The sequence below is a fragment of the Streptomyces cyanogenus genome (genome assembly GCF_017526105.1).
Taxonomy (GTDB): Bacteria; Actinomycetota; Actinomycetes; order Streptomycetales; family Streptomycetaceae; genus Streptomyces; species Streptomyces cyanogenus.
In genome coordinates this window covers 6,476,586-6,495,887 of record NZ_CP071839.1, presented here as the reverse complement: position 1 = coordinate 6,495,887, position 19,302 = coordinate 6,476,586, and the positions used below count along the sequence as shown (strand labels likewise).

The window sequence follows — 19,302 nt, the reverse complement described above, 5'->3', positions numbered from 1 at the left end:
ATTTCCCATAATTCATCAGCCGTTTAGACGTCTTCTCCCGGCCTCACCAGGGTGGTCCACCGGGCTTCTTCCCGCGGACGTATAGCTGGGCGCCGTTCGTCCTCGACTGAGGTCAGGGCCGTTGGAGCGGCCAGGCGAGACCCGTTGCGACGGCGGAGGTGAGGCGGGCGGATGCGTCGAGTTGCATTAGATCGATCTCATGTATGCATTCGCGAGGTGGACGACTGCCAGCTCCCTCAGCAAGGCAGGCAGGGGGGCCAGAGCGGTTCCTAGTCCATGTCGGCCGGTACATGGCGACTGGCTGCGGAGACCCCTTTCCATGGTCTGCCTGCAGCCAATCGTGTCGATCATCACCCCCTACGGAGTGATCACTTCCGCTAGGTTGCAGACGTGACTGGCTCTCAACTCCCATGCATAACAAGCATTTCCGCGGACTTCACGCGCGTACTGTTCGGTCCTCACGCGCAGCGAATCCACGAGCCCTGGAGGCGCCTGTTCAACGGCACCCGATTCGCCTTCGAGGAGGGGCTCAGCCCACAGGAGCGCATAGCGCTTTCGTACAAGCGGCTGAGGTTCATCAACGAGGCCGTGCCAGACCCTATCGCCCTGGCCTCGGACCTCGAGAGGCTTGCTGCGATGCACGAGTGGGCGGGAGTGGTGGATGCCGGCATGGCGACGCTTGCGAGTATCCACTGGAACTTGCACATCGGCAGCCTGGCCGACCACGACGATGGGCGGGACCTGCGACCTTATGCCCGCATGGAGAGCATCGGGACATTCTTGTGCACCGAACTGGACCACGGCAACGATGCTGCTGCGCTGGAGACTCGGGCTACGTTCGATCCCGAGACGAGCGGGTTCATACTGGATACGCCCACCGCCGGTGCTTGCAAATGGATGCCGAACACCTCCAGTAGCGGTGGTGCCAAGACCGCCCTCGTCGCTGCCCGCCTGATCGTCGGCGAAGTCGACCACGGGGTCTTCCTCTTCCACACGCCGCTCACCGACCCTGAAGGTCGCCACTACCCAGGTGTGGAAGTCCAGGTCCTCCCCCAGACCGCCAGCGCGCCCGTCGACCACTGCGCCACCTACTTCCACGGCGTGCGCCTGCCCTTCGAGGCCATGGTGCAGGGCGACCACGGGCGTCTGTCGCGTGACGGCAGGTTCACCAGCGTGCTGGGCAATCCACGCAAGCGATTCCTGCAGTCAGTCCGGCGCGTCCATGCGGGCAAACTCTGCATGACCGCCTACAGCCTTGGTGTGACGCGCCACGCCCTCGCCGTCGCTATGCAGCACGCCCACCAACGGCTCACTTCCGGTATGACGACAGGCCGCAAGGTCTCCCTCATCGAGCACCGTAGCCACCACGCCCCGCTCCTTTCTGCAGTCGCCACCACATACGCGGCGACCCTGTTACACCGTGAGGTGGTAAAGCGGTGGACGGGCAGCGCAGCAACCGAACGCGATGATGTGGAACGGCTGGCCGCCGTGGCCAAGGCCTGGATCACCTGGCAGGCGCGGGCGGTCATGACGGAATGCCGTGAGCGCTGCGGAGCGCAAGGCCTGCTGCTGTCGAACGGGATCGCCTTCCAGCTGGCCGCGAACGAAGGCACAGTCACCGCCGAGGGTGACAATGTAGTCATCCTGGTAAAGGCAGCTGGCGAGATGCTGATGGGCGGGTTCACTCCGACGCCGGCGTCTAGGGTGCCCGCGGTCGAGCGTTCATTGGACGATTCGGACTACTTGCAGGAACTCCTTGCGGACATAGAACGAATCTGGCACAGCAGGGCTCGCGGGCGGCTTCGAAGCGGACCCGCCGGCGATCCGTTGGCACGGTGGAACGGAACTGTGACCCCAGCCTTGCGGCTCGTCGAGGCCCATGCAATCCGCCTTGCCGCGCAGGCCTTGCTGAGCGCCTCAACAGGAGTGTCCGCCCCGGAGGTCCAGGAAGTTCTCGCGGACCTGCACCGCCTGTTCGCCCTGCGGCAGGTCAAGGCGAACAGTGGGGACTTGCTCGCGGCTGGCTACATGACCTCCGATCACGTATGCCAGTTGCCCGATGTAGAGGAGACACTCATCGAGGCGTTGGTGCCCTATGCTCTGCCCCTGACTGATGGGTTCGCCGCCCTCGAAGAGGTTCTGGGCGCGCATCCGATGCTGCGCGCCACGAAGCCTGTGACCGAGATGGTACGCACATAGCTCGGCAGCCGTTCATGGCGCTGCTGTCCGCCGACAGCAGCGCCCCCGCGTCTCAGATTGCGTAGAGCCCCCGGTGCGCAGCGTAGGCAAAGCTGTCATCCGCGCTGAGAATGCGGATGATGTTGTCGCAATGAGCCGAGTACTCGCTTTCCTGCTCGGCGTTGAGGGCGAGGGTCGTCGCCGGCCCGTGTGATGTCACGCGGCGCACGGCGCGGAGCAGCTCCGGAGGAGAGGAAAGGCTGAGGACCCGTAGCACTCGACGGTACATACTGATGTAGTCTATGCCGTCGTTGATCTCCCGCAGCACGTCCGCCAGGGGGTCGCGCCATCCGTCCAGTTGGGCCTGGCGCAGCATCACGTAGCAAGCTTCGAGGTGATCGACGCGGTTCCTGACGTCTACCGCGTAGAGCCGTGTCAACCGTTGCCCCGCTACGCTCTCAAGCACGTATCCGTCGTCGTCACCGGTAACAGCGTCTGGTTCCATCGTCTGGAACCGCCCGGGCAGCATCTGCTGCAGCTCTCCCCAATGCTTGTAGGCCTCTTCGACCGTTCTTGCCTGGGAGGACGTCAACTCGGTGGGGTAGTAGTAGTAGAGGGAGTACAGGAGTGGCCGTTCAAGTGAGATGAAGTTCGAAGCGAGTACCGGATCATCAGGTATGAGTATGTGCACGGACACCTCCGTCGGCATCAGCTAGCAGGGCAAAGCCGTGGCCCGGCTAGGCACTCTCGGTAAGGAACGTCAGCAGGCGGCATCCCTCAGATTCGGCCGCCAGGGTGCGCACGCACATGGTGCCGAACTGCGCATGTCGCAGTGAGCCGGCACGGCCGTTGATGTCCGTGCCCACCCTGGGGAGAGTTTGGAGCCGAAGGTCATCGGTCAAGTCTGCATAGAGCCGATGGACAGCAGCATGGTCGCGATACCGGAAGAACAGCAGGCGGCACTCCTCCAGGAGGTAGGGTGCCCAGTCCTTCTCCCAATCGACGAGTACGGCCTCTCGCGCACAGTCGGACAACAGCGCCCAGCGCCAGAAGTTCTCCGGCGCGACCTTGTCGGCGAACATCGCGCTGAAGGCGGCATTTCGAGCCAGGACGCGACCGTCCGGCGCCACGACACACATCATTTCCCGCTGGCCGTCCACGACCCTCTGCAGATGTGGTGAGGACGTGTTCACTGCAGGCGGCGGCTCTGAGCCACAGAGGTCAAGGTGGCCAACGCGCAGGTCGTGCATACTGAAGCCGAGTAACGCCGCGATACGCAAGTACAGGTCCGAGGATGGGCGCATCCGGTCGTTCTCTATCTTCTCGGTGACACCGACGCCGCAGCCCACGGCCTCGTCGACATCCGGCTGACGTAACTTCATCGAGCGCTGCCCGCCCAGACGTGGGGGAAGCCCTACGTCCAGCCGAGTCCGTCTATCCCGGTAGCCCCTCATGAGCCGCTGGTACTCACGGGATGGTTCGCGTCCCACAGCTCCTCCCCTGCTTCCACACGAGCCTCGTGCCAGCCGCACTATCCATGCGCGCGACTCCAGTTCGTTGCCATACCGGCCATGGCTGTGAACGATGCTCGCTATCCAACCATGCGTCCGGTCGGTCTCAACAGCCGCCCTGGCCGTCAACTTCTCGACTAATCAGTTAAAAGGCGGGTGAATTGGACGCTCGTTCAATCGTCGCAATGGGCGACACCGACGACCAGGAGCCCCTGTAATCTCACACACCGTAAGAATACGAAGAGGGTTGTCGCACTGAGTGATGTCAGAGTGCCCGGGGCGGACGTCGAACCAGGGACATGGTCGGTATCTCCTTACCCGGCCACGAACACCGACGAACCCCTCGCTCGCCCCCAGGGGGCTTCGGTTCTGAAAGGCGCCTGCCAGCTGAGCGCTCGACGTCCTCCCGCCGGCATCACGCCAGGAGGCTGGCCTTCGGCCATGACATCCGCTTGCACCCTGGCGCGCCGGCCGCCTGGAGGGAAGCGGTGATCACCGTGTCCGCCCTTCCCGGCTGCCGCTCGGCAGTGAAAGCGGGTCAACTGCAGCTGGTTCCCTCGTTCATCTCGAACGGAAATAGCAAGCTCCAGGTGTGACTGGACTGCCCAAGGTGACGAAGGACAGGGGAAGCTGGACTCTCCCCGACTCTGCTTGGCCGCTCAGAATCATCTGTCCTGGCAGGGAGCCCGTTGCCTCAATGACTCGCTTCGGACGCTTGCGGTGCCACCTCGCGCAGGTACTGCCTCGCCCACGGCGACTGCTCCATCAGCTCACGGCCCCGCTCCGCCCTCATGTCCAGCTCCGCCAGCGCCCTTTCGGTGGCGAGGCCCGAAACGAAGACGCGGTTGATCGTGGCAATCTTCCGAGGCAGGGATTCGTAGTCCTGCCGGGTCATCAGGTCGACTCCGGTGTAGGCGGCAACCCAGGCAAAACACCACTCTTCTGGCCTTGCCCCTGGCTTGATCTCTTCCAGGAGCTTGGCCTGCACCAGCAGCTTTTCTACCGCGGGGATGTACTGCGTCCAGAGGTATCCGTACGTCTCCTCCAGATCCTGATCCGTTCCCAGCCTCGCAGCCGCCTTGACCACTGGTACCCGCGGGGTGAGCCAAGCCAGCAGAATTGACGCGTCAACGACCGCCTGCAAGGGCCCCACTTGTGGCGGTGTGTCATCCATCGCGAAGCCTTCGACGACGACAGCGACGGCGATTGCCTCCTTCGTCTTGAAGTGGTGGTAGAGACCACCCTTCGTGAGTCCGGTCCGGTCCATGATGTCCTGCATCGACGTCTGCGAGTACCCCATGTCGGCGAACAAGGTCGCCGCCACGTCGAGGATCTCGGCACGCTTGGATTCCCTCACTGTCACGTCCTTCGTCCTGGATAGGCACCTCGGCGGTCGAGGGCGCAGCCGCCCACCAGCCTGTGCTCGTCGCAGTAGCCCCATGCCCCTGTCGGCCACAAGCGATGCGACGGCAACCGCATAATCACTGCGCCCACTATCGCTCCGTTGATTTCGCCTCCCGAGCGTGGAAGGGTCCTGCCCATCCAACCAGTCTTGCGGTCGGTTTTACAGTCACTGCTGGCTGTACATACCGGCATTCCCGTACCCACAGTCGGTTCCTAGCCGGATCTGCACAGGCAAGAAGGGAGTCTCAGGGACTTTGAGGATGCATGACCGGCTTTGCCAGCCTGCGTAGGGGCCGATGGGGACGTGCGATGGGGCTCGGCGCAAGCCCGGCGTCCTGGTTGACATCCCAGACCGATGCGGTCGCTCACTGCAGTAGGAACGGCCGCTGCTGACAAACCACCCAGCGCACACGAAGCGCTGGCCGATCCTGGAACAGGTCGGCTGAATCAGATGCGCGCATGAGAGCGAGCCACAGGCCGGAGCTCCGGCCGACTCCCCGGTCGGGCCACTGGGGACGCTCGCTTCGTCATGCGGAAGATCAGCACGAGGAGGCCGCGCACTCCCGTTCCAGGCTGAATCGCATAGGGGGAAGACGATGAGCGACAAGAGGTTGTTGCAGCAACTGCTTCGATGGAAGCGCGGACAGATAGATCCGGCCGAGCTCGGTTGGCCCAGCCGGTCCGGAAGAGGACGCCGCTCGACGGGCCTGTCGCAGGCCCAAGTCGCCCATGCCCTATATATGACAGAGCGCACATACGCCAACCTGGAGCGCGGCTCAGCCTCGCCGACTTCCTCGTTCCTCGACAAAGTGGCGAGGGTCCTACGTATGGACGAGCATGAACGCACCGCGCTGTACGTGTACGCACTGGGGTACGAGCCTCCCCTTCCCACGGACTCGTACTCCGGGACAAGTGTTGCACCGGAATGGCATCAGGCCGTCAGCAACGTCGTGGGGCAACCCTGCTACGTGAACGACGTTGCCTGGAACGTGCTTGCCGCCAACGACGAGGCCATCCGCATGTTTCCCCAGCTGCGAGGGCAGCTGCCCGCGTTCCCTGAGAAGAACCTGATGCGCTGGATGCTGCTGCACGAGGATGCGCGTGAGCACCACCTTGTCGACTGGGAGAAGCAGTGGGCCAAGCCGGCGGCGGCGCAGTTGCGAACTGCAGTGGCCGCTCACCCCGACAACGAAGACCTGCAACTGCTCGACAAGGAAGTTAGCGAAGATCCGGTCGTGGGGCCGATCTACCGGGACCACAGCATCGCCCACACTCACCCCGACGGTGACACCCGCCCCATGCGGCACGCCGGCTACGCCAGCCCTCAGGGTGGCACCGACCACCGCGACCGTTGCTGCGAGCGGCATACCCGCTCCCAACTCGGCAGTGTCACCATGTGCGCCGCACAGCCTCTCGGCAGCCCGGGCACCCGCCTCTGTCTCTTGGTCTTCGAACCGAAGAACTGAGCGCGCCGCCGTAGTTCTAACGTCCACGGCTGATGTCGGGCCCTCGCCCGGCGGAATACTATCCGTCACGCCCGCTTCCAAGGCCCACTCCCGCCGCTGAGGCTGATCCTTTGGAGTGGACACCCTGACAATGGATCTTGATGGTCCAGGGAGGGATGTCCAGTTGGGACGTAAGTCTCCGTATCCGGAGGAGTTCAGGAGGGACGCTGTCGCGCTCTATCGCGCCGCGGGCGGGAAGCGGACGTACGCGGCGGTGGCCGCGGATCTCGGGATCACCGCGGAGTCGCTGCGGACGTGGGTCCGCAAGGACGACTCACAGGCCGTGCCCGGACGCCCTGACGCGGGCGGGAGCGAGGCGGAGGAGCTGGCCCGGCTGCGGGCAGAGAATGCCCGGCTGCTGAAGGCGGAGAAAGAATGGCATCTGGAGCGCGAGATCCTGCGCCGGGCAGCCGCTTATTTCGCCCGGGAGGTGAAGTGAGCCCTCGCCGCTGGGACTTCATCTCCGACAACCGCGCCAGTTTCGGCGTCAAGCGGATCTGCCATGTGCTCGGAGTCTCCCGCTCGGGCTACTACCGGCACCTGGCCACCGCGCAGGCCCGCGCCGATCGCCAGGCCGAGGAGGAGCGGACCGTGAGCGAGATCCGTGCCATCCATGCCGAGCACCATGGCACCTACGGCGCTCCGCGCGTCCATGCCGAGCTGCGTGCCAGGGGACGGAGCATCAACCGCAAGCGCGTCACCCGGCTGATGCAGATCAACCACATCGTCGGCCGGCACCTGCGGAGAAAGAAGCGGACGACGATCGCGGACCACGCGGCGCCGCCCGCGCCGGACCTGGTGATGCGCTACTTCACCGCGGACACACTGAGCTCTTTCAGCGCTGCCGCTCCAGGGTGAGGACGGCCGCGGCGATGGACGTCATTCGATTCGGGCTGCACCGGGACCTGCGGAAGATCCGCCACGACTTCAGTCGTGTGACGCCGCGTTCGGCCGGCGCCCGTGCTGTGGACAGCGCTCGGTTGACGCTTTGCTGGGTCGGCGTGAGGTCGCGACCCGGTGGGCGTCTGAGGGGTGTCGTCACCCAGGGGCCGGCTCCCATGTAGGCGCAGTCGGCGAGGATGGGGACGCCCTGGCGTTCGCAGATCCGGATGATCCGGTGGGCGCGGGCCGCAGTGAGATCGTGCGTGCGGCCGGGCAGCGTCGGCGAGATCCACAGCAGGTGTCCGACAGGGTCGGTCACCACCTGCACGTTTACCCCGTGTCGGCGGTGCTTGTGGGAGAAGTCGGCCCGGCTGTCGCCGACCCGGTCGCACTCCGCGAGGGTGCCGTCGAGGAGGACGTAGTCCGGGTTGGCCTCGCGCAGGGCGCGTAGCAGGCCGGGTGCACGGGCGGCGAGCAGGTCGATCACCGCGGCCGTGTAGACGTGGGCGGTGCCGACGGAGATGCCGACGCCGGCCGCGAGCTGGGCGAGGGTGTCGTGCCGGCGCAGGTACACCAGGCCGACCAGGGCACGCTGGTGCGGTGGGAGCTTGCAGCGGCGGTCACCCTCGCGGGTGACGATGAGCATCGTGACCCACTCGACCAAGGCGTGAGGCAGGTCGAGTGCGGCAGAATACGGAACCAACGCGACTCATGTGCCTGTGGGTTGAGACTTCGAACACCTCCCCCGGCGGCACGTGAGCCTCGTGCGTTGCGGGCATCGATCCCGTCACCCGATCAGTCGCCACGCTGAAACAGCTCCCTACGTTGTTCTGCGGGAGGCGGTGAGCCCTTCGTATGGTTCACCCACCCAGGGGCACCGGGTGTGGTTGAAAAGGCTCTGCCGCTTGTGGCTCTCAGTGATTGGCCGCCCGGTGCCCCACGACGACTCGGCTGCCAATTAGGAATTGCGAATGATCGCTCTGTAGGGAATCGACAGCGAGGTCGTCCGTGGGAGGGACCAGCAACACCGCACGGAGGTACCACATGGCCGCGATCTGGGCTGGAATCGACGCAGGTAAGACCCACCACCACTGCGTCGCGATCGACGACAGCAGCCGTCGGCTGCTGTCACGACGCGTCGCCAACGACGAACCCCAACTGCTCCACCTCCTCGCCGACGTCCAAGCCCTGGGCGACGAGGTGGCTTGGGGCATTGACCTGGCCGATGGCGGAGCCGCCCTGGCCATCACGATTCTCCTCAACCACGACCAGCCTGTGCACTACATCTCCGGCCGGGCCATCCACCGCGCCTCCGAGAGCTACCGCGGCGAGGGCAAAACCGACGCCAAGGATGCTGCCGTCATCGCAGACCAGGTCCGCGTCCGCCGTGATCTGCAGCCTTTACACGCCGACGACGGAGCCGTCACCGACCTCAAGATCCTCACGGGGCGACGCACGGACCTGGTCGCCGACCGCACTCGGACTGTCAACCGCCTCCGTGCCCAGCTGACGGGCATCTTCCCCGGACTGGAACGGGCGTTGGATGTGACCAACACCGGCCCGCTCACCCTGTTGGCCGGCTACCAAACCCCTGGTGCCATCTGCCGGATCGGCAGCAAACGGCTGGTGACCTGGCTGCGCAACCGGCACGTACTTCGCGCTGACCGGCTCGCCGAGATCGCGGTCGAGGCCGCCGAGCGACAGCACACCAGCCTGCCCGGAGAGAAGCTGACCGCCCAGTTGGTGCACACACTCGCGGCGGAGGTGATGGCCCTCAACCAGCGGATAGCCGAGCTCGACAAGGCTATCGAGGAGCGGTTTCGCGACCACGCCACCTTTGAGGTGATCACGAGCATGCCCGGTCTGGGCATCATCCTCGGAGCCGAGTTCCTGGCAGCCACCGGCGGCGACATGAGCCTCTTCGGCACCGCCGACCGTCTCGCCGGCTTCGGCGGTGTCGCTCCGGTGCCTCGCGATTCCGGGAAGGTCAGCGGCAACCTGCGGCGTCCGCAGCGATACAACCGCCGTCTCCAACGAGTCTTCTACATCGCGGCGTTGTTCAGCATCCGGCACTGCCCCGAGTCCCGCCGGTTTTACGATCGCAAGCGGGCCGAGGGCAAGCGTCACGCCCAGGCCGTCCTCGCGCTCGCCCGCCGCCGCGTCAACGTGCTCTGGGCCCTCTTGCGTGACGGACGGTGCTATGAGCCGACCCCACCCACGGTTCTCGCGGCTTGACAGACCGCATTAGGAATCACTGAACACCAGGTGGTGCGGCGACATCACATACATAGCTGTCGGCACGACGTGGCTCTACCTCGCCACAGTGATCGACATCTACTCGAGAAAGGTGGTGGGCTGGTCGATCGCCGACCACATGCGCACCTCCCTGGTCACCGACGCGATCGAAATGGCCGTGGCTGCCCGCGGCAGCCGGGTCCACGGCGTCGTCTTCCACAGACAGGGGCGCCCAATACAGCGCGGCCGCCTTCGCCGAGGTCTGCCGCCGGCACGGCATCCGCCGCAGCATGGGCCGTGTCGGCTCAAGCTACGACAATGCCCTCGCCGAGTCGTTTTTCCAGGGCCTCAAGCGCGAATTGCTCCATGGCCGCCGCTGGACCTCAAAGGGACAGACCCGGCTGGAGCTGTTCCGCTGGCTGTCGTACTACAACCGGCGCCGTCGGCACTCCGCGCTCGGCTACCTCACACCAGCCGAGTTCGAACAGCAACTGATCACATCACATACGCTGTCACTCGTCGCATGAAAACCGGTGACCACTCCCGGGGATCAACCTCACCGCCCTGGTTACACCCTTGGTTTGGGTCTGTTCCGTAGTCGGTGGTGACGGAGGGTGCTCGCCTGTGATCATTGAGCGTGCATGATGCGAACACGCTTGTGGGAACGGTGTTTTCGGGGTTGCCGGCGTTGGTCATCGAGGATGTGGCGGACGGTGGCGAGATGGTCCGGGTTTCGGCTCGGACCCGGGATGTTCCCGTTCCCTGTCCGGTGTGCGGGGTGGTGACGGGGAGGGTCCACGGGTATCACGGCCGGACGGTGCGGGATGTGCCGGTCGACGGCCGACAGGTCGTGGTCCGGGTGAGGATACGACGGCTGGTCTGTCCGGTCCTGGGCTGCAGGCGGCAGACCTTCCGAGAGCAGGTCCCCGGGCTCCTGGAGCGCCATCAGCGCCGCACCACACGTCTGACCGGCCAGCTCTCCGAGCTGGTCAAGGAGTTATGCGGCCGGGCCTCCGCACGAGTCGCCCGATCCCTGGCCGTGCCCGTGTCGTACGCCTCCGCCCTGCGGCTGCTGCGGCGGGTGCCCGTGCCGGAGGTGCAGATCCCGCAGGTGATCGGGGTCGACGACTTCGCCCTGCGGCGCCGGCACAGCTACGCCACGATCATCATCAACGCCGAGACTGGTGAGCGAATCGAGGTACTGTCCGGCCGCGAAGCCGCCACTTTGGAAGCCTGGCTGCGCGGACATCCGGGCATCGAGGCCGTCTGCCGGGACGGATCGGCCACCTACGCCGAGGCGGTCCGCCGAGCCCTGCCCGACGCGGTCCAGATCAGCGACCGCTGGCACCTGTGGCACAACCTCGCCGAGGCCGTCCGCAAAGAAGTGGCCGCGCACAGCACCTGCTGGGCGAAAGCGGGCCCGCCCCCGGCCAAGGGGAGACAGGCCGCCACCACCCGCGAGCGCTGGCAGCAAGTCCACGCCCTGCGCGAGCGCGGAGTCGGACTTCTGGAGTGCGCGCGCCGCCTGAACCTGGCTCTCAACACCGTCAAGCGCTACGACCGCGTGGCCGAGCCCGAGCGCCTCATCCGCGCCCCCAAGTACCGGCCCACCCTCGTGGACCCCTACCGCGATCACCTGCGCCGACGCCGGCTGGAGAACCCGGCCGTCCGCATCACCCATCTCCTCCAGGAGATCAGGGAACTGGGCTACACCGGCAGCTCGAACCTCCTCGTCCGCTACATCAACCAGGGCCGCGTCGAGGCCGACCGGCCCGCACTCTCGCCGCGGCGCCTCGCCCGCTACCTGCTCACCCGCCCCGACCGCCTCAAGGACCACCAGCGGGAACGCATCGAGGCCGCCCGCACCGCCTGCCACGAGATGACCGCTCTGGCCGACCTCATCCACCGCTTCGCCGTACTGCTGGATCCCGCCGACGGCAACGCCGCCCTGCTGAGCACCTGGATCACCTCGGCCCAAGGCGAGGACCTGCCCCACCTGCATGCCTTCACCCGGGGCGTCGAGAAGGACCGCGCCGCAGTCGACGCCGCCCTCACCCTGCCGCGCCACAACGGCGGCACCGAAGGCGTCAACAACAAAACCAAGCTGATCAAGCGCCAGATGTACGGCCGCGCGAGCTTCCCCCTCCTCCGCCACCGCATCCTCCTGGGCTGACCACACCCTCCGTCACCACCGACTACGGAACAGACCCGTTGGTTTGACAGACCCTTCCACCGCTGTACCGACACGACCCGACGGCCATGACGCTGGCAGTGGTCGCCCTCAGTCACCGGTCGTCGGGGCTCAGCAGCGCGGCGGCCGCGGGGATGAAGGCGACGGATGCTTCCTTGGCCGCATGCCGCCGGGCATCCAGCTCGGCACGGTCGACGGCCTCGCGCAACGCGTACGTGGTATCCGCGTCCTGCTGGGCGGGGCCGACCAAGTCGGGGACCAGCACCCGAAGGCGGATGCGGGGCGCGGTGACAGCCGCCCGGGTGTCGTGGGACCTCGTCCGAGCCTCCAACTGGTGCTCGGTGCCTGCCTCGGCCAGGTCTGCTCGCTCCAGCTCAACACTCACGTAGTCACGCTGTACGCACCGGGAGCGGCACTGGGCGGGGGCGAAACAACATCCGGCCGATCAGGCTGCATGTTGCTAGTTGTGAAGTTCCGCCGCACCGGTCTCATGGGCGAACCAGCAGCCGCGTGATGAGCGCTGGACATTGAAGCGGCGCCCAAGATCTGGATGCGCCGGGTGGCACGCTCAGCGACGGCGACGACGCAGCTGCGAACCCTGGCCAAGTGCTCTCGCAGGAACGCACGCGATCACCGGCCTGGCAGCGTGAGAACGTGCTCCAGATGAAGGATCTGCCGTCGGGTGCGGGAGGCGTCAAGCCCAACCCAAAACCCTGCGCTACTGCAACCGCCACCTCCCCGCACGACTGAATGCGGTCCACATGGATGTCGCCTCAAGCTCCCCGCCGCCTGACCGTGAGCGGCAGCGATCGTGCGGGCCTTCAGCCACATCCGTGCCCCACCCCACCTAGCCTGACCAGCCCACCCGGTTCCACCGAGAACACGAGCCTAGGGCCCGCCGCACCGGCTCCCCGCGACGCCCAACTCCGCGCCGGCAGAGGGCAGGAGGGTCTTGACATAAGTCTCTCGATAGAACACTCTCATCAGGTGCCAGCCAATGATCATTCGTCTTCGCCGCAGCATCTGACCGATCCCTCGACCATAAGGGCCCTCTCGCACGCGGTGCGGTTGGCCTTGATCGAGGTCCTCGGTGTGCACGGCGCACTCACCGCTACACAGGCTGGGGAGTTGATCGGCGAGAGTGCTACTACGTGTTCTTTCCATCTGCGCCAGCTAGCCAAATACGGCTTTGTTGAGGAGGCAGGCAAGGGGCCCGGTCGCTCACGCCCGTGGCGTGTTAAGCAGGTGGGGTGGATCGTTGAGGAAATCGCAAACGATACGGAACAGAATGCTGCGGCAAAGATCTTGGGTGAAATAGCTCTCGAGCGGCAGCTCCAACGGCACCAAGAGTTCAATCACCGAAAGCATGAATATCCAGTTGAATGGAGAGATGCTGGCGATGAATCTCATACGGTGTGGTGGGTAACGCCGAGCGAGATGGCCTCACTGCAGCAAGAAATTAACAACCTGATTTACCGGTTCCGTGAGCGACTCGAGAATCCGGAGCTACGGCCGGCTGGCGTTTTGCCGGTAGAGGTCATGGTGCTGACCCACCTATTCACTCCACCGGATATCGTCGCCCAGTCGCACGAGCAGGATAAAGATTGACTCTTAGACGAAGAGAAGAAATAAAGGGGGGAGCGTGAAGGCCGCAGAAGCAGAGGTCGGATACACCAGTACAAATTGGGTGCCGCTGCTAAAGTATAGAGATTTCTCCCTGTTATGGACTAGCCAGGCCGCGTCGCAGTTGGGATCAGCTGCCTCGATCCTGGCCTTCCCCTTGCTGGTTCTCTCGATACATGGCTCAGCAGTCCAGGCTGGCGCGGTAGGCACCGTGCAGGCCGTAATCAGAGCAGTGCTCCAACTTCCTGCAGGTGCGCTGACGGACCGCTGGAATCGCAGGCATTTGATGCTGGGATGCGATGCCGGCCGGACGGCTCTATTCATAACTCTAGGGGTGGCAATTCTGACAGGCCACGTCTCACTTCCTCTAGTTTTTGCGATCTCCGGCGCTGCGGCGATTCTGGACGTTTTGTTTGGACCCGCTGAGACCGCGGCTATCAGTCAACTTGTTCCGACGGAAAGGGTCTCTGAAGCTTTCGCCAGAAATGAGGCCCGCTCTTACGCCGCGTCTCTGGCGGGACCCTCGCTCGGAGGTTTCCTCTACAGTGTCGGCCGCGCGGCCCCCTTTCTATTCGATGCCTTAAGCTATCTCGTATCGTTCATCTCAATCACCGCTATCCGTAAGCCCTTGCAGCACTCGCGCACGGACAGATCCGACAGCTCACTGGTGAGCGACATCCGAGAAGGCCTCAAATATGTGGCGGGCAGCCCTTTCCTTCGCGCCGTAATCTTTGTTGCTACGCCGGTCAATTTTGCTCTCACTTCGGCGCAATTCTCAGTCGTATTGACGCTTCGCGAGAACAGCTATCCCCCCTTCCTTCTCGGGATGGCGCAGGGCATAATTGCTGTCGGTGGACTCCTGGGTGCGATTTCCGCGGCATGGATACAGAGGCGTGCTTCCTTCCGTACTCTGCTGGTAATCGCAGTCTCGGCTCTGTTTGCGCTCCTAATAGTCAGCGCACTATTGACCGGCAATTTCTATATGGTGTTTCCACTGACTCTCGGCCTGTTCCTTGCTCCCGCTATCAATGCGGCTCTTTTTGGTCGGCTGGCTACCACAACACCGGATCACCTCCAGGGTCGAGTTATAAGCGTCGTCGTCCTATCTGCCACAGTAGTCGCATCCACGGCGCCGCTTGCTGCCGGACTATTTATCGAACGACTGGGCAGTGCTGCTGCTATGACTGTCTGCGTCGCCGCTACGGGATTGTCGCTAATCTCGGCGCTTTGTCTTGGAGGGCTCCGCAGTCCGGCCCTCATCGCCGAGGATTCCGTGCTTGGGGAGTAGCGACCTGACATAAGCCTTCACCATTCAAAAAGTGGGAGATTGGGTTGGGCTCCTCGAGCACCAGCACTCTGTACGAGGTGAGAAATCCGCCCTCGTTCGGGACCGTCCCGCGCGGTTGCGCACGACGGTGACTCGCCCCGAGCGTTACGGCGATCCGGAGACAGCTTTCCGGACGGAAGCCGTCGACACCTCCGAGGTTCCGCCAGCATTCGTTCTGGGCGCGGTCATGACGTCCGAAAACAACTACAAGGTCAAGCCGTTCGACAGGATACGACTGTGAAATTCCAGTTCTACGCGCATCCCCCCGACACCGAGGGCCTGGACGTCGTGGTCACCAGCGTGGCTTCGGACGCTCACACATGGAATCTGGTCTACATACAGCTCCTCCTTGAGGAGCTGGGGCATCGGGTAATCAACCTCGGCGGCTGTGTGCCCGACCAGCTGGTGGTCGACGCATGTCGCGCCCGGCGTCCCGATCTGATCGTGATCTCCACGGTCAACGGGCACGGTTTCGTCGACGGCAAGCGCGTGGTGAGGCTGCTTCGCAACTACCACGAACTGTACGCCACACCCATTGTCATCGGGGGCAAGCTCGGCATCGCCGGTGGAGAACAAGGGCACGGTGTCCGTCAGTTGCTAGAGGCCGGATTTGACGCCGTATTCGAAGAGAGCGCCGGGATCGTCAGCTTCCGTGACTTCGTCCAGTCCCTGCCAGCCAGGGTGATGACGCGATGAGCGGGGGTGATCAGGCAAGGCCCATGCATAACCCCGGCGGTTGGCCCGGTGCGGGGCCGTCGGTCAGGTCTTTCGGGGCGTTTGTCGACGCCGCTCAGCGTGCTGGTCATCTAGTGGTCCAGCCGCGGATGGGAATGAGCGACCCACGGCTGATGCGGTCCGGGCTGCGGGCGACCCGGCAGGCCGAGGCGGTCACGGTGGGGACGATCACACTGGACAGCTATACCCGCCTGAACTCCCACGAGTTAGCTCGCCGCGCGCTGGTCGAAGGCGTGGCGCTGAACGGCTACCCGATGGTGGCCCACGGAGCCGCGACCACGCTCGGCGTCATCGAAGGGATCGCCGGCCCGGACTTCCCGGTCCAGGTCCGGCACGGTTCGCCTTCCCCCTACGCAATCTTCGAAGCCTTGACGGCTGCGGGGCTGGCCGCCACTGAGGGCGGCCCGGTCTCCTACTGTCTGCCCTACAGCCGGAACCCGTTGGAGCAGTCCGTAGCGGACTGGGCTCGCTGCTGTGAGATGTTCGCGCAGCTCCAGGAGACGGGCGCCGAGCCGCACTTGGAGACCTTCGGTGGCTGCATGATGGGCCAGTTGTGCCCACCCGGCCTGCTGGTTGCTCTGGCGGTGCTGGAGGCTCTCTTTTTCAAGCAGCACGGGCTGCGCAGCGTCTCGCTCAGCTATGCGCAGCAGACGAATGCCGCGCAGGACGAAGAGGCAATCGATGCGCTGGCCACGATCGCCGCCGAGTTGCTGGGCGCCATGGACTGGCACATCGTTCTCTACGCGTACATGGGAGTGTTTCCGCGTACGCCGACTGGGGCCGCGCTGCTCCTGAAGGACGCGGCTCGGCTGGCGGTGCGGACGGGCGCTGCGCGGCTCATCGTCAAGACGTCCGCTGAAGCGCATCGGATACCGAGCATCGCCGAGAATGTCGCGGCCCTGGAGCTCGCTGCGCAAGCCGCCGCCCAGGAACCAGCCAGGCGCACGGCGAGCAGCGGCGAGAACACCGGCATCCTCGACGAGGCGCGGACGATCATCGATGCCGTTCTCGCTCTCGCCCCCTCTGTCGGCAGGGCGCTGGTCCAGGCGTTCAGGACGGGGTTGTTGGATGTTCCGTACTGCCTGCATCCGGACAATGCCGGGCGCACGCGGAGCTACTTGGACACCGAGGGACGGCTGCACTGGTGCGACGTCGGCTCGATGCCGGTGCGCCGAACGGTCCATGGCCGAGTCCGGCTCTCCTCCGCCGACCTGCTTCGCTCCCTCTCCTTCACCGAGCGCAGATACGACCAGCTCGCTCTGGCCGACGCGACGTTCTCCTCCCAAGTCACTCGAACCCAACACGAGAAGGAATCGGTCTCATGACGCATGTTACGGGGTCCGCGCTGCTCGAGCAGCCGTTGCCTGCGCCCGGTAAGCTTCGGCAGCACCTCACCTCGGACATCACCAGGGCCGTGCTGGCAGTCCAGCGGCACATACTGGTCGTGGCCCGTGAGCACCTTACCGAGGCCGGGTTCATGGAGATGTTGCCGCCGATCATCGGCCCGGTAACGGATCCGGGGACGCGTGGCTCGAAGCAGGTGGACCTGGATTACTACGGCCATCGATACAAGCTGATGACCAGTGCGATCCTCTACAAGCAGGCCTCGCTGCTGACCTACGACAAGATCTTCTACATCGCGCCGAACGTCCGCCTGGAGCCGTTGGAGACGACCAACACCAGCCGCCACCTCGCCGAGTTCCATCAGATCGACGTCGAGATGGCCGGTGCCTCGCGCGAGGAGATCACCGGTGTTCTGGAGCAGCTGGTCCGGCAGATCGTGCGCCGGGTGATCGCCGATCTGCCAGCGGAGCTGGAGACACTGGGCCGTGATCCCTTGGCCTTCGAATCGCTGGTAACGCAAGTCTTTCCGTCCATGACGCACGCTCAGGCCCTGCAGCAACTTCGGGAACTGGGCCATGTGCAGAATACGGACGCAGAGATCGAATGGTCGGGTGAGGCGCTGCTGTCCGGCCACTTGGGTCGACCGGTTTTCGTCACCGACTACCCAAAGGGGTCACGCGGCTTCTATGACCGTGAGAGCCAGACCGAACCGGGTATGCTGCGCAACTTCGACCTGCTGGCCCCGGAAGGGTATGGCGAGCTGTGCAGCGGCAGTGAGCGGGAGTACGACTACGCGCGCATCGTCAGCCGCATCCGGGAGACCGGCGAGAACCCGGCCAAGTACGGCTGGTATCTGGACCTGCTGCGCGACGGCATTCCCGCCAGCGCCGGTTTCGGCATCGGCCTGGAGCGGTTCACCCGCTACATCGCCGGCCTCGACAGTGTCTGGCAGGCGTCCGCGTTCCCGAAGCTGCCGGGAGTGGTGTCGCCGTGACGGATCTGCACACCCACGACTTCGGCGAGGAAGCGGTCCGAAGGCGCGCTCGCGAGGGCATGGCCGCAGCCTTCCCCGACCGGCGGGACTACGGGCAGCTCCTGTTTGGTTCGGTCCCGGCACCGGCCCGCACCGGCGATCCCCTGGACGGCATGCGGCTGACTCCGCCCGTCTTCATGCCGCAGCGCCTGGAGAAGCTACTCGAACTCGGCCGCGAACCCCTGCACAGCGACGTCGTCCTGGACACAGTGATCGGCGGGCTGCGCTCCCCGCTGCCGCTCTACATGTCCGCCTTCGGATCGACCAGAGCGGCCGGCACAGAACAGGTGCTGAACGCCGGCCGACAGGCCGGGCGTCTGGGCATTCCCATGACCATCGGCGAAAACATCGTGCCCATGACGGGATACGGCAGAGCCGGTGAGCAGACCCGACGCAGTGTCCTCGACAGGCTCGCCGCCTACCAGGAGGAACTGCCGGATGGGTGCGGCGGGCTGGTGATCCAGCAAAGCACCGAGGACGCCGATGCCGAGGTATGGAACCTCGTCTACAGCGACCCGTCCGCCCGGTCGCTGCTGGACAGCGGCCGGCTCGCCTTCGAGCTCAAGGTCGGTCAGGGGGCCAAGCCTGGCCTTGGCGGAATGACCCTGCTGAACCGCTCGGCCGCCGCTCAGGTGGACAAGCAGTTCGCGATAGACGAGATCTTCGGCCAGGACGCCGATGAGGTCCTGCGGTCCGGCAGCGCGGGGACCTTCACGGAGGAGATCTTGCGCCAGCAGGTCCGGCTGATGCGCAACAACTTCCCCCGGGTGAAGGTCTGGGTGAAGCTGCATCCGGGGCGGGACATCGCGCACGCCGCAGCCACCGCATGGGAAGCGGGCGCCGACGCCGTCGTTCTCGACGGGGCGGAGGGCGGCACTGGCTGGGCCCCCCTCGCTACGATCGGCCAGGTCGGACTGCCGTTGGGCGAGGGCCTGCTCCGGATCGGCAACCGTGAAGCGTGCCTGCTCGCCTCCGGCCGGATGTGGGAGGGCAGCCGAGCCGTCAAGTGTCTGGCGCTGGGTGCCACTGCGGTCGGACTCGGGCGCGCGGCGCTCCTCGCCGTCGATGAGGATCCGGCGGCGGGGCTGACCCGTCTGGTGTCCTGTCTGGCGCTCGAACTGCGGCTGCTGATCAGCGCGTTGGGCAAGTACGCCCCCAGTTCCCTGAGGCCCGAGGATCTGTGGCCTCTACCACGTTCGGCGGCGGCTCCCACGACCAGTTGACCGGCTAACTCTTGGGAAACCTGTGATGACTTCATCAGCTTTCGATCAGCCCCGGCTCTGGCTTCACGACCTTCCAGATGGTCCGCGCCCGCAGGGCACCGTCCCGTTGAG

15 protein-coding genes and 2 pseudogenes are annotated in these 19,302 nt (G+C 65.1%); 12 read left to right on the top strand and 5 right to left on the bottom strand.

Annotation, left to right across the window (positions count from 1 at the left end):
- Positions 1-390 precede the first annotated feature (390 nt).
- Entirely contained in the window at positions 391-2,199 is a 1,809-nt protein-coding gene (locus S1361_RS29285; protein ID WP_208034895.1) for an acyl-CoA dehydrogenase family protein, read from the top strand.
- A 52-nt stretch (positions 2,200-2,251) separates the two neighbouring features.
- On the opposite strand, the gene S1361_RS29280 is transcribed toward S1361_RS29285, so the two are convergent.
- The 3 genes from S1361_RS29280 to S1361_RS29270 form a co-directional block, all read right to left on the bottom strand.
- On the bottom strand, positions 2,252-2,869 hold the full coding sequence (locus S1361_RS29280; protein ID WP_208034894.1) for a hypothetical protein: 618 nt from the start codon (positions 2,867-2,869) through the stop codon (positions 2,252-2,254).
- A gap of 46 nt (positions 2,870-2,915) precedes the next feature.
- Positions 2,916-3,560 (bottom strand): MmyB family transcriptional regulator, encoded by a 645-nt coding sequence (locus S1361_RS29275; protein ID WP_208034893.1) that lies wholly within the window; start codon positions 3,558-3,560, stop codon positions 2,916-2,918.
- Between the two features lie 823 nt (positions 3,561-4,383).
- Entirely contained in the window at positions 4,384-5,046 is a 663-nt protein-coding gene (locus S1361_RS29270) for a TetR/AcrR family transcriptional regulator (protein ID WP_208034892.1), read from the bottom strand.
- Positions 5,047-5,689: 643 nt separating this feature from the next.
- Between S1361_RS29270 and S1361_RS29265 the strand changes: the two genes are divergently transcribed.
- Entirely contained in the window at positions 5,690-6,559 is an 870-nt protein-coding gene (locus S1361_RS29265) for an MmyB family transcriptional regulator (RefSeq protein WP_208034891.1), read from the top strand.
- 163 nt (positions 6,560-6,722) lie between these two features.
- Positions 6,723-7,432 (top strand): annotated as a pseudogene (locus tag S1361_RS29260) (IS3 family transposase); the annotation flags it as partial.
- Position 7,433: 1 nt separating this feature from the next.
- Here the strand turns inward: S1361_RS29260 and S1361_RS29255 are convergent.
- Positions 7,434-8,183 carry a transposase family protein gene (locus tag S1361_RS29255; RefSeq protein ID WP_208034890.1) on the bottom strand — a complete coding sequence of 250 codons (750 nt, stop codon included), beginning with the start codon at positions 8,181-8,183 and terminating at the stop codon, positions 7,434-7,436.
- Between the two features lie 341 nt (positions 8,184-8,524).
- Between S1361_RS29255 and S1361_RS29250 the strand changes: the two genes are divergently transcribed.
- From S1361_RS29250 to S1361_RS29240, 3 genes and pseudogenes are all read left to right on the top strand, one after another.
- The gene (locus S1361_RS29250) at positions 8,525-9,715 is read left to right on the top strand and encodes an IS110 family RNA-guided transposase (RefSeq protein ID WP_243769337.1); all 1,191 of its coding nucleotides are present in this window, start codon (positions 8,525-8,527) and stop codon (positions 9,713-9,715) included.
- A 16-nt stretch (positions 9,716-9,731) separates the two neighbouring features.
- Positions 9,732-10,242, top strand: a pseudogene (locus S1361_RS29245) (IS3 family transposase); the annotation flags it as partial.
- Between the two features lie 110 nt (positions 10,243-10,352).
- Positions 10,353-11,888 carry an ISL3 family transposase gene (locus S1361_RS29240; RefSeq protein ID WP_425087489.1) on the top strand — a complete coding sequence of 512 codons (1,536 nt, stop codon included), beginning with the start codon at positions 10,353-10,355 and terminating at the stop codon, positions 11,886-11,888.
- Positions 11,889-12,000: 112 nt separating this feature from the next.
- On the opposite strand, the gene S1361_RS29235 is transcribed toward S1361_RS29240, so the two are convergent.
- Positions 12,001-12,291 (bottom strand): hypothetical protein, encoded by a 291-nt coding sequence (locus tag S1361_RS29235; RefSeq protein ID WP_208034888.1) that lies wholly within the window; start codon positions 12,289-12,291, stop codon positions 12,001-12,003.
- A 602-nt stretch (positions 12,292-12,893) separates the two neighbouring features.
- Between S1361_RS29235 and S1361_RS29230 the strand changes: the two genes are divergently transcribed.
- From S1361_RS29230 to S1361_RS29205, 6 genes are all read left to right on the top strand, one after another.
- Positions 12,894-13,514: a winged helix-turn-helix domain-containing protein gene (locus S1361_RS29230; protein WP_243769336.1), complete on the top strand. Its 621-nt coding sequence runs from the start codon at positions 12,894-12,896 to the stop codon at positions 13,512-13,514.
- A 34-nt stretch (positions 13,515-13,548) separates the two neighbouring features.
- Entirely contained in the window at positions 13,549-14,817 is a 1,269-nt protein-coding gene (locus S1361_RS29225) for an MFS transporter (protein WP_208034886.1), read from the top strand.
- A gap of 276 nt (positions 14,818-15,093) precedes the next feature.
- On the top strand, positions 15,094-15,552 hold the full coding sequence (locus S1361_RS29220) for a cobalamin B12-binding domain-containing protein (protein ID WP_208034885.1): 459 nt from the start codon (positions 15,094-15,096) through the stop codon (positions 15,550-15,552).
- A gap of 23 nt (positions 15,553-15,575) precedes the next feature.
- Complete coding sequence (locus S1361_RS29215) at positions 15,576-16,916, top strand: methylaspartate mutase (protein WP_208034884.1); 1,341 nt, start codon at positions 15,576-15,578, stop codon at positions 16,914-16,916.
- The gene (locus S1361_RS29210) at positions 16,913-17,929 is read left to right on the top strand and encodes an asparagine synthetase A (protein WP_208034883.1); all 1,017 of its coding nucleotides are present in this window, start codon (positions 16,913-16,915) and stop codon (positions 17,927-17,929) included. The genes S1361_RS29215 and S1361_RS29210 overlap by 4 nt, the downstream gene beginning before the upstream one ends.
- Positions 17,926-19,191 (top strand): glutamate synthase-related protein, encoded by a 1,266-nt coding sequence (locus tag S1361_RS29205; protein WP_243769335.1) that lies wholly within the window; start codon positions 17,926-17,928, stop codon positions 19,189-19,191. The genes S1361_RS29210 and S1361_RS29205 overlap by 4 nt, the downstream gene beginning before the upstream one ends.
- Positions 19,192-19,302 lie beyond the last annotated feature (111 nt).